This window comes from Stenotrophomonas humi (genome assembly GCF_001431415.1).
Lineage (GTDB): Bacteria > Pseudomonadota > Gammaproteobacteria > Xanthomonadales > Xanthomonadaceae > Stenotrophomonas > Stenotrophomonas humi.
Genome location: NZ_LDJI01000014.1, coordinates 36,747 through 50,475, shown reverse-complemented (window position 1 = coordinate 50,475; position 13,729 = coordinate 36,747). Strand labels below are relative to the sequence as shown.

The following is a 13,729-nucleotide window of genomic DNA, read 5'->3' as shown; positions in this document are numbered from 1 at the left end:
GTTGGCCACCACCGAGGTGAAACGGTTCTGGATCGCACCGAGGTCAGCACGCGTGCTGTTGATCGAGCTCAGCGCCTTGTCCACGACTTCCAGTGCCTGCTGAGCACCAAGCACAGTGCTCACATCGAGTGATTGCACGTTGGCAGCGGTGGCGGTGGCGGGGCTATAGGCCGCCGCGGCAGTTCCTGCCGGCCAGGTGGTGCCGGTGGCGTCACTGCGCAACAGAGCGATATCGGCAGCGGCAACGGCCTTGCCTTCCTTCACCGAGCTCAGCTTCATGGTGCCGTCGGCGTTGGCTTCGGCATATATGCCTGCTTCACCGATTTTCGCATTGATGGCCGAGGCCACGGCCTTTGCAGCGTCTCCGGTGTTGGTGCCAGCCTTCAGCTCGACGGTGCCGATATCCACGCCCATCACCTTGCCGCTGATGCGCGTGCCGTCGGCACCGGCAGCTGCAATAGCTGCAGTGGCACCGGTGGCGAAGGTGGCGGTGCCCAGTGATGCGGTTTTGGCATCGACCACCTTGTCGATGGCAATGGACTGGCCCGCATTGGCGCCGACCTGGAACAGCTGGCTGGAGAACGTGCCGTCCAGCAGCTTGGTGCCGTTGAACTCGGACTGCTTGGCAACGCGGTCGATTTCGCTGACCAGCTGCGTCACTTCTGCCTGCAGTGCCTTGCGGTCGCTGGCGGAGTTGGTGGCGTTGGATGCCTGCACGGACAGCTCACGCACGCGCTGCAGGTTGTTGCCGATTTCGCTCAGCGAACCTTCGGCAACCTGCGCCAGCGAAATGCCGTCGTTGGCATTGCGGATGGCAACGTCGGTGCCGCGGATCTGGGTGCCGAAGCGCTCGGAGATGGCCAGGCCGGCGGCGTCGTCCTTGGCGCTGTTGATGCGCGAACCCGACGACAGGCGCTGGATGGTGGTGGCCAACGAGCTGCCGCTGGTGCTCAGGTTGCGCTGAGCATTGAGCGACATCGTGTTGGTGTTGATGACTTGTGCCATGAGGAGAGGTCCTTGAGCAGTTGCACGTACGGTGGGTTAGGCGGTCCTGACGTGCTTCAGGAGCGACTCATGTCAGCGCTGCAACAGGCTGAGCACGTTCTGGGGAACCTGGTTGGCCTGGGCCAGCATGGCCGTGCCGGCCTGCTGCAGGATCTGGGTGCGGGTCAGCTCTGCGGTTTCCTTGGCGAAGTCGGTATCGCGGATGCGGCTGCGCGATGCGGACAGGTTCTCCGAGGAGGTCTGCAGATTGGCGACCACCGAGGTGAAGCGGTTCTGGATGGCACCGAGGTCGGCGCGGGTGCTGTTCACCGACTCCAGCGCCTTGTCGATGATCGACAGGGCCTGCTGTGCGCCTTCGGCGGTGGTGACATTCAGACCGTTGACGAAGCTGTTGCCGGCGCCGGTCAGCGTGCCGCCATTGGTGCTGGTCTGTACCAAGCCGAGATTGGCCAAGGTGGCCGGCGTGGCGGCCGCGTTGGCGGGGCCGGCGAAAGCGAGCGCAAACGCCTGGCCATCCTTGACCGAGGTCAGGCTGATCACACCGGCTTCGACCTTGGCCAGCACGCCGGTTTCGCCCAGCTTTCCGTTGATTGCAGCGGCCGTGGCGGCGCTGATCGATTCGCCGGCCTTGACCGTGATGTCGCCGATGTTGATGGCCGTCGGGGCGGCTGCTCCCGGTGCGGTGACCGAGATCTGCAGCTGCGAGAACGTGGTATCAGCCGTGGCCTTGTCCGCTGCAGCGAGCGACGTGCCGGTATAGACATTGGCAAAGGTGGCCGCGCCCAGCGAATCGGCCTTGGCATTGACCACGCTGTCGATGGCGATGGACTGCCCGGCGTTTGCGCCTACCTGGAACAGCTGGCTGGTGAAGCTGCCGTCCAGCAACTTGGTGCCGTTGAAGTCGGCCTGCTTGGCGACGCGGTCGATTTCGCTGACCAGCTGGGTGACTTCGGCCTGCAGTGCCTTGCGGTCGCTGGCCGAATTGGTGGCGTTGGATGCCTGCACGGCCAGTTCACGGATGCGCTGCAGGTTGTTGCCAACCTCCGACAGCGAGCCTTCGGCGACCTGGGCCAGCGAGATGCCGTCATTTGCGTTGCGGATGGCGACATCCAAGCCGCGGATCTGCGTGGTGAAGCGTTCGCTGATGGCCAGACCGGCGGCGTCGTCCTTTGCGCTGTTGATGCGCAGCCCGGACGACAGGCGCTGGATGGTGGTGGCCAGCGAGGTGCCGCTGGTGCTCAGGTTGCGCTGAGCATTGAGCGACATTGTGTTGGTGTTGATTACTTGTGCCATGGGTCGTCTCCCTTATGGAATCCCGGTGGTTGAAGCGAAATGCCGCCGTTGTTTTGTTTTGTCGGTCGTGCATCTCGCCGGTGCAAAAGGAATAACGGCGCACTGTCAACAACCTTTAGGCGGGGATTTGCTTTGGCCTGTTGCGGGCCACGCTTGGGCGTTCCCGTTCACAGGAGGGCCGTCAAGCAGATGCAGCGGATCCACCTGTGCGATGCGGAACCGGCTGTTTACGGAGCGCATTCAGGGTTTGGAAGAACGGCTGAAAGCGAGGAAAACCAAGCGCTATCGATGCAAAGTCCGCAACAGAGCAACGCAGATGCATCGCCCTGGTCGTGTAGGCGCGGCGCACTTATCGGCATCAATGCAGAACGCTTGAGCCCAAATGCAGAAAGGCCGCGATGCTGTGGCATCGCGGCCTTTGAAGTGAACAGGTCGGGGGAGATCAGCCCAGGCGCTTGAACAACGACATCTGCTGCATCTGCATGAAGATGGTCTGCGCCGCCTGCAGGGCGGTGCTCTCCAGCTGGTACTCGCTGATCGCTTCGGCGTAATCCAGATCGCGCAGCTGGGACAGGGTGCCTTTGATCGTCACATTGTTGGCCTCGCGCGTTGCCGAGGCATCGTCCAGTGTTTTCAGCTGGGCGCCGCCAGACGCACGGGCGTCGATCATGCGTTCGGAAGCACGGGCGACATCGCGCAGTGCGCCCTGCAGTTGATTCTGCTGCGCTGCCATCTGTGCAGGCGTTCCGGTGTCGCTGTTGAGGGCGCTGATCAAGCCGTCCAGCGTGGCGAAGATGTCACGGCTGGTCGCGGGCTGCACGTTGAAGCTGTCGCCGGCGGCGGCTTCGCCATCAATGTGCAGGCGCACGCCGTTGACCACCACGTCCTCGCCACTGGCTGTCGTGCCGGTAGCGGTGACGTTGCCGCCAGCGTCAAGCACCTCGTACTGATTAGCTGCCGTGAAGCGGATGCTGAAGGCGTTGCCATCCCAGCCGCCGTTGCCGTCACGGCCGACATTGGTCAGCACGGCCTTGCCGGTGTTGCCGACTGCGGCAGCACCATCCACCGCGCCATCGCCAGTGGGAATGCGCATGAAGATCTCACTACCGGGCAGGGCATCCCTGGCGTAGGTATCAGGTGCCACTTCGACCTGGCGCTGGGTCTGGTCGCCGTTGTAGACCACCTTGCCATTGATCAGGCTGAAAGGCGGGCTACCGTCCTGGGTGCCACCAAACAGGTAGCGCCCGGTGCCATCGGTTGCATTGGCCAGTGCCAGCAAGCCTTCGCTGATGGAGTTGATCTCCGCCACCAACGCTTTCTTGTCGGCGGCGGCAAGGCCTGGGTTGCTGGCATAGATGGTGAGTTCGGTTACCCGGCCCATCATGTCGTTGACCTGCGCCAGCGTGTTTTCCTGCAGACCCAGCCGGTTCTGCACTGTGCTGCCGTTGAGCTTCATCTGCTCCAGGGCGGCCAGGCTGCGGTCCAGGCCAACAGCGGTACCGGAGGCGACCGGGTCGTCCTTGGCGGTGATGATCTTTTTGCCGGTGGCCAGCTGCTGCTCGAGGTGCGCCAGCTTGCTCTGCTTGGAGAGCATCAGGAAGACCGATTGGTCGTAGATCATGTTGCTGGAAATACGGTTGTTCATCAGCCCACCGCGCGCAGGATTGTCTGGAACATGGTGTCCGCCGTCGAGATCAGCTGCGATGCGGCCTGGTAGGCCTGCTGCAGGCGGAGCATGTCTGCCGCTTCTTCGTCCAGATTGACGCCGGACACCGCATCACGGCCTGCCTGCGCGTTGGCGTTGATGACCTGCTGCGCCTGCAATGAATACTCAGCCGCGCGGGCGGCCGAGCCGACTTGCGTGGTCAGGCCACCCAGCGCACCGTTGAGCGTCACCGTGCCACCACTGAAGGCCTTGGCATCTTCAACGGCGGCAAGGCGCGAGGCGTTGCCGTTGTCGCTGGAGCCGGCAGGCGTCTTGCCGATGGTGAAGCTGTCACCGGCGCCGGGCTTGCCGTCCAGCACCACACTCCAGCCATTGGCGCTGATGGCCTGGCCAGGTGTGTACGGGAACGGGCCGGCGCCGTCGATGGTGTACTGGTTGGCATCGATGAACTCGATGCTGGCCGGATTGAGCAGGGCCGGATTGGCGGCATCGAGCACATCCAGCTTGCCCAGCACACCGGTGCCGGTGTTGGTCAGATCTGCAGCGCCCTTGATCGGGTTGGCGGCGGCAATGCGCGAAGGATCGGTGATGGCGACCGACAAACCGTTGGTAGCGGCAGCTGTGGGTTGCAGCAGGAAGCGATCATTCACTGCCGGCGTGCCGCCGACCACGAACTTCACGCCATTGACCACGAACGGGTCCGTTGCCGTGCCGGCGCCGGTCATCGGCACACTGGCGCCAGTATCTGCGCGGTTGGCTTCCCAGCTGGTGCCGTTGAACTTCAGCAGCAGGTTCTGCCCATCCAGCGCCGCAGTGTCGCCGTAACTTGCGGTCAGGGTGGCGCCGCCGGTGTTGCCGCTGTGTGCGGTGATCTTGGGTGGGCCGAGGGTGAAGAAATCGGTGCCCATGTCACCGTACAGATCCATGCCTTCGCGATGGGCCTGGTTGAACGATTGGGCCATGCCTACGGCGATGCGACCGAGCTCGGCCTGGGCCGGGTTCAATACCGTATCGCGTACTTCCAGCAGGCCGCCGATCTGGCCGCCCATGGCCTTGCTGTCGAGGCTGACCGTCATGCCCTGGGTCTTGATTGCCAGCTGCAGGCGCTCGGGCCGATACGGGTCGGTGGCGGTGGTGATCTGGGACGCATTGGTGCCGATCACCAGTGCCTGGCCGCCCGCCGAATAGACGTTCATGGCGCCGCCGTCCTGGATCACCGCCGTGCCGCCGGTGAAGCCCACCAGCTGCGAGATCAGTTGATCGCGACGGTCCAGCAGATCCGGCGCGGCAGTCGCGGCATTGCTGCCGATGGCGCCGTTCAGCTGGGCGATCTCCGATGCCAGCCGGTTGACCTCGGTTGCAGCCGAGAGCAGGCCGTTGTTGACCTCGTTGTTGAGCGAGTCCAGGTTGTTGGTGAGCTGCTTGAAGCGCCCGACCAGCGTGTTTGCGCTGTCCAGCACGTTGCGGCGGTCCGCCGCGCCCGATGCGTTGGCAGACAACCCACTGACCGAATCAAAGAAGTTGGACCACACCCCGGTGACGCCGGTGGCCGAATCCGAGAACAGCGCATCCACGCGGTCGGCCATGCCGGAAAGCTGCTGCAGCCGCGCCAGTTCGCCGTTGCTGTCGAGCAGGCGCGAGATGGCCAGTTGGTCGGCGACGCGGCGGATGTCGGTGATCTTGGTGCCGTTGCCGACGTCGCCGTAACCGACATCGGTGGGATTTCGCGTGGCGAAATCCACCTTCTGCCGGCTGTAGCCGTCGGTCTTGATGTTGGCCACGTTGTGGCTGACGGTCGCCAGTGCGCGCTGGAAGGCGAGCAGGGCACTGGTACCGGTGGAAAGAACATTGGACATGGACGTCTATCTCAACGACGGGTGGTGCCGGTCAAACCGGCGGTGCTGGCAAAGCTCTGGCCCATGCGCACGCCGGCATCGCTGATGGCGGCGACGGCACGTTCGATGGTGGGGCCGGCGGCAATGGCGGCGATCTTGGCGGCGTAGGCCGGGTCGGTGGCGTAACCGGCGCGCTGCAGGCCCTGTGCGAAGCCGCGCACATCGCTGCCGGCCTTGAGGGCTGCCTGGTAGCGCGGGCTGTTCTTCAGCATGCGCACGTAGTCGCCGAAACTCTCGCCGACCGAGCCATAGGCACGGAAGCTGGCGGTTTCGTTGCGACGCTGGCCGTTGACGTATTCGTGGGTGCCGGTAGTGGCGCGCTCGCCGCTCCAGCCGGTGGCCTTGATGCCAAACAGGTTGTGGCTGCTGTCGCCGTTGTCCCGGCGGATATGGCGCTTGCCCCAACCGGTTTCCAATGCCGCCTGTGCGACCAGGGCGCGCGGGTCCACGCCGAGCTCGCGCCCGGCGCGTTCGGCATGCGGCCAGATGCTTGCGACAAAGCCTTCTGGCGTGTGCGTGCCGAGCTGGTTCGCGGCCAGGTTGGCGGTGGTCGCATCCACGGCGTCACCGCGTTCGGCGGAGGTCACTTTGCTCCAGCGGTCGCTGTCCACCGCCCAGTCCGGAGCAGCGAGGGCATCGGTCTGCTGGTAGGGGTTGTGGCTGCCGAGTGCAGCGTGCAGGTCGCTGGTGTCGCGGCCGGCGATCAGATCCAGCGCCTGTGCCTGGGGCGTCATGTAGGCCGCACGTTCACTCGCGCCCAATACCTCCAAAGCGTCCACATCTGCCGGCGCATCGCTGTGCAGCGGCAATGCCGCTGGTGCCGGGGCGCCCAGCTGGTAGGCGCGCGCCGCGGCGGCTGGGCTGATGGTGCCGTCCAGCGCTGGCTTGCTGGCCGCATCACCACCGCCGAGCTGGCGCGCGATCATCGCCGACAGGCCAAGCCCGCGACCGCGGGTCATCGACTCGGCCATGCGCTGGTCGTACATCTCGCGGAACATTTTGTTCTCACCGGGAAACAACGAATCACCGAAACTGGCTTCACGCATGCTCTTGATCAGCATCTGCGCGAACTGACCTTCAAGCTGGCGTGCGACCTTGTCGATCTTGGCCGGGTCGTTGGCCAGGGTGGGGTTGAGTTCCAGTGGCGAGCCGCTGATACGCATGTCAGATCACCTCAAGCTCGGCGCTCAATGCGCCGGCCTGCTTGAGTGCTTCCAGGATGGCGATCAGGTCGCCCGGTGCAGCGCCGACTTCATTCACCGCGCGCACGATTTCATCCAACGTCGCGCCGCCGTCAAAGCGGAACATGCGGCTGCCTTCGTTGCTGGCAGTAATGGTGGACTGCGGCGTGACGACGGTCTGCCCACCAGCGAAAGCATTGGGCTGGCTGACCTGCGCCGACTCACTGACGGTCACCGTCAATGAACCGTGTGCGATGGCTGCCGGGCTTACGCGCACCTGCGCGCCAATCACCACTGTGCCGGTACGCGAATTGACCACCACCCGCGCCGGTGCAGTACCCGGGGACAGCTCCACATTCTCGATGCGGGCCAGCATGCCGATGCGTGCACCCGGGTCGGTCGGGGCCTGCACCGCGACGGTGACACCATCGACCGCGCGTGCGGCACCTTCGCCGAAGCTGGCATTCAAAGCGTTGACCATGCGCGAGACGGTGGTGAAATCGTTCTGGTGCAGGTTCAAGGTGATTTCGCCGCTGGCACCGAACACGTCGGGCAGGGCGCGCTCCACCGTGGCGCCGTTGGGAATACGGCCAACGCTGGGAATGTTGACGGACATGCGCGAACCATCTTTGCCCTGCGCGCCGAAGCCACCGACGATCAGGTTGCCCTGTGCGATGGCGTAAACCTGGCCGTCAGCACCCTTCAACGGCGCCATCAGCAGCGAGCCACCGCGCAAAGATACCGCGTTGCCAATCGATGACACCGTGATATCGATCGGCTGGCCGGGTTTGGCAAACGGCGGAAGTTCGGCATGAATGGCAACCGCCGCGACGTTCTTCAACTGCGGGTTGACGTTGCTGGGCACGTTGACGCCCAGCTCGCCGAGCAGGTTCTTCAGGCTCTGCACGGTGAAAGGTGCCTGGCTGGTGCGGTCGCCGCTGCCGTCTAGGCCAACCACCAGGCCATAGCCGACCAGCGCGTTGCCACGCACACCACCGACCTGGGCCAGGTCCTTGATGCGTTCGGCATGAGCGGGCAGGGCGCAGGCCACGGTCAGTGCAACGACTGCGCAGCGGAACAGGGAGAGAGTACGCATGGTCATGCTCAGAACGGCGCCAGCGCCGACGTGAAGAAACGACCCAGCCAGCCCATCGCGTTGGACTGCGCCACCGCACCACGGCCGCCATAGGCGATGCGTGCGTCGGCGACCTTGCTGGAAGAAATGGTGTTGTCCGGTGCGATGTCCGCGGCGCGCACGACGCCCTGGATCTGCACCAGCTCATCGCCCTGGTTGAGCCGAAGGTTCTTCTGCCCCTGCACGACCAGATTGCCGTTGGGCAGGCGCTGGATCACGGTGACGGTCACGCTGCCCTGCAGGCGATTGCTCTGTGCGCTGTTGCCCTTGCCGGCGAAGTCGCGTTCACCACTGGCCGAGGCCCCGAGGATGTCCTTGCCGCCCAGTGTCACCGGCGCACCGAACAACGTCGGCGTACCGATGTCGATGTTCGACTCCTTGCTGATCGCGGTGCTGGCCGTGGTGGTGGCGGTGGTGTTTTCGACCAGGGTGATGGTCAGCAGATCGCCCACGTCACGCGCACGCCGATCGCCGTAAAGATTCAGCCCCGGGCCGGCGGCGTAGATGGCACCAGCGGTGGGCGCGGCCGACGGCGCGATGATGGGTTGGATCGGCGCCATCGCCGGGTACGGACGCACATCGCCTGCCAGGACGCAGCCACCCAGCAGGGCGACGGCGATGGCGGCGGAAAGATGGCGCAGCAGAGTGGTGCGGCTCATAGCGGAATTCCTGGGCAGCTCAGACGTTGTTGTTGAGGTAGCCGAGCATCGAGTCGGTGGTGGAAATGGCCTTTGCATTCATCTCGTAGGCACGCTGGGTTTCGATCATCGACACCAGCTCTTCCACCACGTTGACGTTGCTGCCTTCCAGTGCGCCCTGCACGACGCTACCCAGACCATTGAGGCCGGGCGTGCCGTTCTGCGCTGGGCCGGAAGCGGTGGTTTCCAGGAACAGGTTTTCACCCTTTGCCTGCAGGCCGGCCGGGTTGATGAAGTCGGTCAGCGTCAGCGAACCGATTTCCACCGAGGCGGCCTCGCCGGACATCTTCACGCTGATGGTGCCGTCGCTGCCGATGGTCATCGACTGCGCGCCTTCGGGCACCTGGATGCCAGGCTGTACCGGGTAACCGCTATTGGTGACGACTTCACCCTGCGCATTGATCTGGAAGCTGCCGTCGCGCGTATAGGCGGAGGTGCCGTCCGGCATCATCACTTCAAAGAAGCCGCGACCATTGACCATGACATCGAGCGCACGGCCGGTCTGTTGCTGGCTGCCCTGTTCGAACGCTTTGGACGTGGCGACAACACGCACACCGGTACCGAGCTGCAGGCCCGTGGGCAGCTGCGTCTGTGCCGAGGATGAACCGCCCGGCTGACGCACCTGCTGGTACAGCAGGTCTTCAAAACTGGCGCGGTCGCGCTTGAATCCGGTGGTATTGGTGTTGGCCAGGTTGTTGGAGACAACGGACATGCGCGTCTGCTGCGCATCCAAGCCGGTCTTGGCGACCCACAATGCCTGATTCATGGAGCGGTTCCTCTGCTGCTGATGCCGGCCACGATGGCCCTTGCTGCAGTCAATGCATGGCGCGTGCCAAAAGAGGGTGTCGGGATGCTGGCGCGAGCGTTGGCGGAAGGCGGAAGGCCGAGGGCCGAAGTCTCAGGGCCGAAGCTGATACGAAGAGCGGAGACCAAAGCCCCTCTCCCGTTTACCGGAGAGGGGTTGGGGTGAGGGCACTCTTGGCTGCGGCAGACAATCCGACATCAAAGCCGAAGCCGAAGCAAAGAAAAAGCAGCCCTCATCCACCGCTTCGGGGCACCTTCTCCCGTGAACGGGAGAAGGGCAAAAGGCGAAAGGCGAAAGGCGAAAGCAAGGAAAGCCGAAAACCAAATTCCAGCAAGCGCTCCTCAGCCGTTCAATCGCAGCAACGAATTCGCACTGCGCGCGTTCTCGTCGCCGTGCTTGATCACCTTCACCTGCATTTCAAACTGGCGTTGCAGCTGGATCATCTGCACCAGCGCGCCGGCTGCATCGACATTGCTCGACTCCAGCATGCCGCTGTCCAGCGCCTTGCCCTGGCGTTGCGCAAAGGGCTGCTGTGGGTCGCTGTTGCGCATCAGGCCATCCAGTCCGCGCGTCAATCGATCGTCGGCGGCGTCCACCACGCGCAGACGACCAATCATCGCCATCGTCTGCGGGCCCTCGCCCAGCGGAATGATCGACAACGTACCGTCATGGCCGATTTCGATGGCCTGGTGCGGCGGGACCGCGACCGGATTGCCGTTGTCATCGAGCACGGCGTTGCCCTCGGCGGTGACCAGCTGGCCGTTGGGTGTCAGCGACAGCGCGCCACCACGCGTATAGGCTTCGCTGCCGTCACCGGACTGCACCGCCAGCCAGCTACCCGGCTGCAGCGACAGGTCCAGCGCATTGCCGGTGATCTGCTGCGCGCCCACGCGACGGTTGAAACCGGCGTCCACATGCAGCGCATCCACGCGCGATGGAAAGCCCGGCCCCTGGATGCGGAAAGCTTCGGTATTGGCCAGCGCTTCCTTGAAGCCCGGCGTGTCCGAGTTGGCCAGGTTGTGCGACACGGTTGCCTGTGCCTGCAGTGAAGCGCGGGCACCGGTCATGGCGACGTAGAGAGCTTTGTCCATAAGGCGGGGATCGGGGAACCGTGAGTGAGGGGTGACAGGTCAGGGCAGGTGGCAAGGGCAACGAGGAGCCGGGGATGGAAGAGAAAAAGCGCTGCGCGTCATGCAAACAGATGACGCTCAACCAGGTTTCATTCCCGGTCCCCAACCCTCGTTCCAGGCTTTAGCGGATATTGATGATCGTCTGCGTGATCTGATCCTGCGTGGAAACCATCTGCGCATTGGCCTGGAAGTTGCGCTGCGCCACGATCATGTTCACCAGCTGCTCGGTGAGATCCACGGTGGAGGCTTCCAGCGAGCCGGCCTGTACCTGGCCCAGATCGGATGTGTCCGGTGCACCGGTGCGCGGGCTGCCGGAGGAGAACGTCTCCGACCACAGATTGTTGCCCTGGTTCTGCAGGCCCTGCGGATTGTTGAACGTGGTCAGTGCCACCTGGCCCAGAGCCTTGTCATCGCCATTGGTATAGCGGGCATACACCACGCCTTCCTCGGAGATGCTGATCTCGTTGAGCTTGCCGGCCGCATAGCCGTCCTGGCGGGTGTCACGCAGAGCGAACTTCTCGCCGTACTGGGTGGAGCCAGTCACATCGAGGGTCAGATTGACCACGCCCGCGCCCGTGGTGGGGGTGAACGGGTCCAGCGTGATCTTGCCGCCGACAGGGCTGGTCAACGCACCGCTGTTGGAGAACTGCAGCAGCGTGGGTGCGCCGGCAGCCTGGCCATCCACGTAGTTGTGTACCTGCCACTCGTTCGGATTGCCGGTTTTCACGAAGTACGACGTCTGCGTGTGGCTCACGCCCAGCGAGTCATACACGGTGACGCCACCGGTGGAGTGGTTGTAACTGTTGGAGTCGGTCGGATCGAACGTGGCAACGGTCGGCTCGGCGGCATTGCCGGGCAGGGTGAATGCCATGTTGACCAGCGTGCTCTGCTTGGGCGGGCTGTCGGTGGTGAGCAGCTGCAGGTCAGTCAGGCTGCCATCGAACTTGGTACCGTCTGCGTTGGGTTTGAATACCTGCAGGCGTGCGCCCTGCGGGTTGACCACATAGCCGTTGTTGTCGGTCTGGAAATTGCCGGCGCGCGAGTACACACGCGCACCGTTCATGTTCATGGTGAAGAAGCCTTCGCCTTCGACCGCCAGATCCAGGCTGCGACCGGTCTGGTCGATGTTGCCCTGCGAGAACTGCTGGGCCACATTGGTCAGGCGCACGCCGGCACCGACCGCGTTGCGCGACAGGCCGTAGCTGGTCGAGCTGAACAGGTCGGCAAATTCGGCACGCGATTCCTTGAAACCGGTGGTGTTGACGTTGGCGATGTTGTTGGCGGTGACGTTCAGGTCGGCGTTGGCGGCATTGATGCCGGACAGCGATACGTTGAAGCCCATGGCGTTTACTCCTGCGGAATGCGTGGGTTGGCTCAGCTGATGCGGAGCACGTAGTCGAGCGGGGCGGTGCCCAGGCCCTTGAGATTCAGGTACAGGCCGTCAGCACCAACGGTCACGCTTTCCACCTCGGCCTGCACATAAGTGTTGAGCTTGCTCTGCGCACCGGAGCTGTCGGTATGGGTGGCGGTGATGGTGTAGCTGCCCGGCGGCATGCGCTTGCCATCGGCATCGGTACCGTCCCAGTCGAAGGACACTTCGCCAGCGGCGGTGGCCGGCACGCTCAGCTGGTCGACCTTCACGCCGTTGGCGTCGGTGATGTCGATCGTTACCGTGCCGGCGCCGGGCGCGGCAACGGTGCCGGTGGCGCCGCCTTCGGCTTCCAGCGACAGCTTGGTGGAGGGCACCAGTACCTCGTGGCCCACCAATGCCGCGCCACGCAGAATCTGGTCGCTGGACATCGATTGCTGGAAGCCTTTGACCGTGCTGTTGAGGTCGTTGATGCCCTGCACGGTGGACAGCTGCGCCATCTGCGCGACCATCTGGCTGTTGTCCATCGGCTTGAGTGGATCCTGGTGCTGCAGCTGCGTGGTCATCAGGCGCATGAAATCGGCCTGGTCCAGCGTGTCCTTCTTCTTGGTGCTGGTGGCGTTCGGCGCATTGAGGCCGAGCGAGCTGTAGAGATCGGTATTGACGCCCGTACTCATGGCGGCGGTTTCCTTCAGTGGTGGGCTCAACGGCCCATGGTCAGCGTGGCCAGGGCAAGTTCCTTGGCGGTGCTGAGCATTTCCACGCCGGCCTGGTAGTTGCGCGAGGTGGAGATGAGGTTGACCATCTGCGCCACCGGATCCACATCCGGTGCATAGACGTAGCCATCACCATCGGCCAATGGATGGTTGGGCTCGTAGCGCTTGATCGGCGGTGCATCGCTCTGCACGACTTCCTTGACTTGCACGCCGGTGAGGTTGGGATCGGTGCGGCTGGTGACGGCCTGGAAGATGGGTTCCAGCGGCCGGTACACCGCATCCGGCGAACCGGCGACGGAGTCGGCATTGGACAGGTTGGAGGCGATGGTGCTCATGCGCACCGACTGCGCCTTCAGCGCGGAACCGGCGATATCGAAGATCGGCAGGTTGCTCATGGCAGCACTCCTTACTGGCCGGTGATCGCGGTGAGCATGCTGCGCACCTTGGATTCGACGAAGCTCAACGACGCGCGGTATTCCAGCGCGGCGCGGCCATAGGCGGCGCGCTCGGTGTCCGGGTCGACGGTGTTTCCGTCCAGGCTGGGCTGCGCGGCTTCACGGGTGATCTGGAACGGATTGAGTCCGTCACCGCCGATGGCGTAATGCTGCTCCGAGGTGGCGGTCATCAGGCCATTGCCGGTTGCTCCCTGGGCATGGCGCAGGGCGGCATCGAAATCGAGATCGCGGGCCTTGTAACCGGGCGTATCGGCATTGCTCAGGTTGCTGGCGATCAGCTTCATGCGTTGCTCGCGCAACGGCATGGCCTGGGCATGGATGCCCAGGTAATCAGAAATCAGGTTGGCCATGTGGAACCTCCCACGGAACGTTGCCGGGGAA

The 13,729-nt window shown here is 64.0% G+C and carries 13 protein-coding genes; all 13 read right to left on the bottom strand.

Translation table 11 applies throughout. The annotated features are described in order from the left end of the window. Positions 1 to 1,005 (bottom strand): flagellin (locus tag ABB26_RS08475; protein WP_057633242.1); only part of this gene is annotated, 1,005 nt, incomplete at its 3' end. Between the two features lie 72 nt (positions 1,006 to 1,077). Continuing rightward, entirely contained in the window at positions 1,078 to 2,298 is a 1,221-nt protein-coding gene (locus ABB26_RS08470; protein WP_057633241.1) for a flagellin, read from the bottom strand. Between the two features lie 442 nt (positions 2,299 to 2,740). Then, positions 2,741 to 3,943, bottom strand: coding sequence for a flagellar hook-associated protein FlgL (flgL, locus tag ABB26_RS08465; RefSeq protein ID WP_057633240.1), 1,203 nt, complete (start codon positions 3,941 to 3,943; stop codon positions 2,741 to 2,743). Continuing rightward, on the bottom strand, positions 3,943 to 5,820 hold the full coding sequence (gene flgK, locus ABB26_RS08460; protein WP_057633239.1) for a flagellar hook-associated protein FlgK: 1,878 nt from the start codon (positions 5,818 to 5,820) through the stop codon (positions 3,943 to 3,945). Before flgK ends, flgL begins: the two co-directional genes overlap by 1 nt. Before the next feature lie 11 nt (positions 5,821 to 5,831). Beyond that, positions 5,832 to 7,022, bottom strand: a complete 1,191-nt coding sequence (gene flgJ, locus ABB26_RS08455; RefSeq protein WP_057633238.1) for a flagellar assembly peptidoglycan hydrolase FlgJ — start codon at positions 7,020 to 7,022, stop codon at positions 5,832 to 5,834. Position 7,023: 1 nt separating this feature from the next. Then, complete coding sequence (locus ABB26_RS08450) at positions 7,024 to 8,142, bottom strand: flagellar basal body P-ring protein FlgI (protein ID WP_057633237.1); 1,119 nt, start codon at positions 8,140 to 8,142, stop codon at positions 7,024 to 7,026. Between the two features lie 2 nt (positions 8,143 to 8,144). Next, entirely contained in the window at positions 8,145 to 8,834 is a 690-nt protein-coding gene (gene flgH, locus ABB26_RS08445; RefSeq protein ID WP_057633236.1) for a flagellar basal body L-ring protein FlgH, read from the bottom strand. Between the two features lie 19 nt (positions 8,835 to 8,853). Then, positions 8,854 to 9,639: a flagellar basal-body rod protein FlgG gene (gene flgG, locus ABB26_RS08440; protein ID WP_057633235.1), complete on the bottom strand. Its 786-nt coding sequence runs from the start codon at positions 9,637 to 9,639 to the stop codon at positions 8,854 to 8,856. Positions 9,640 to 10,019: 380 nt separating this feature from the next. Beyond that, the gene (locus ABB26_RS08435; protein WP_057633234.1) at positions 10,020 to 10,769 is read right to left on the bottom strand and encodes a flagellar basal body rod protein FlgF; all 750 of its coding nucleotides are present in this window, start codon (positions 10,767 to 10,769) and stop codon (positions 10,020 to 10,022) included. Positions 10,770 to 10,929: 160 nt separating this feature from the next. Further along, positions 10,930 to 12,150 (bottom strand): flagellar hook protein FlgE, encoded by a 1,221-nt coding sequence (gene flgE, locus ABB26_RS08430; RefSeq protein ID WP_057633233.1) that lies wholly within the window; start codon positions 12,148 to 12,150, stop codon positions 10,930 to 10,932. A 32-nt stretch (positions 12,151 to 12,182) separates the two neighbouring features. After that, positions 12,183 to 12,854 carry a flagellar hook assembly protein FlgD gene (locus ABB26_RS08425; protein ID WP_057633246.1) on the bottom strand — a complete coding sequence of 224 codons (672 nt, stop codon included), beginning with the start codon at positions 12,852 to 12,854 and terminating at the stop codon, positions 12,183 to 12,185. A 26-nt stretch (positions 12,855 to 12,880) separates the two neighbouring features. After that, complete coding sequence (gene flgC, locus ABB26_RS08420) at positions 12,881 to 13,288, bottom strand: flagellar basal body rod protein FlgC (RefSeq protein ID WP_057633232.1); 408 nt, start codon at positions 13,286 to 13,288, stop codon at positions 12,881 to 12,883. An 11-nt stretch (positions 13,289 to 13,299) separates the two neighbouring features. After that, entirely contained in the window at positions 13,300 to 13,698 is a 399-nt protein-coding gene (gene flgB, locus ABB26_RS08415; protein ID WP_057633231.1) for a flagellar basal body rod protein FlgB, read from the bottom strand. Between the last annotated feature and the right edge of the window lie 31 nt (positions 13,699 to 13,729).

Coding starts and splice junctions, on each gene's coding strand:
- flgE (WP_057633233.1), bottom strand. CDS start 12,150: ATGGGCTTCAACGTATCGCTGTCCGGCATCAATGCCGCCAACGCCGAC.
- flgC (WP_057633232.1), bottom strand. CDS start 13,288: ATGAGCAACCTGCCGATCTTCGATATCGCCGGTTCCGCGCTGAAGGCG.
- ABB26_RS08450 (WP_057633237.1), bottom strand. CDS start 8,142: ATGACCATGCGTACTCTCTCCCTGTTCCGCTGCGCAGTCGTTGCACTG.
- flgL (WP_057633240.1), bottom strand. CDS start 3,943: ATGAACAACCGTATTTCCAGCAACATGATCTACGACCAATCGGTCTTC.
- ABB26_RS08425 (WP_057633246.1), bottom strand. CDS start 12,854: ATGAGTACGGGCGTCAATACCGATCTCTACAGCTCGCTCGGCCTCAAT.
- flgJ (WP_057633238.1), bottom strand. CDS start 7,022: ATGCGTATCAGCGGCTCGCCACTGGAACTCAACCCCACCCTGGCCAAC.
- flgG (WP_057633235.1), bottom strand. CDS start 9,639: ATGAATCAGGCATTGTGGGTCGCCAAGACCGGCTTGGATGCGCAGCAG.
- flgB (WP_057633231.1), bottom strand. CDS start 13,698: ATGGCCAACCTGATTTCTGATTACCTGGGCATCCATGCCCAGGCCATG.
- flgH (WP_057633236.1), bottom strand. CDS start 8,834: ATGAGCCGCACCACTCTGCTGCGCCATCTTTCCGCCGCCATCGCCGTC.
- flgK (WP_057633239.1), bottom strand. CDS start 5,820: ATGTCCAATGTTCTTTCCACCGGTACCAGTGCCCTGCTCGCCTTCCAG.
- ABB26_RS08470 (WP_057633241.1), bottom strand. CDS start 2,298: ATGGCACAAGTAATCAACACCAACACAATGTCGCTCAATGCTCAGCGC.
- ABB26_RS08435 (WP_057633234.1), bottom strand. CDS start 10,769: ATGGACAAAGCTCTCTACGTCGCCATGACCGGTGCCCGCGCTTCACTG.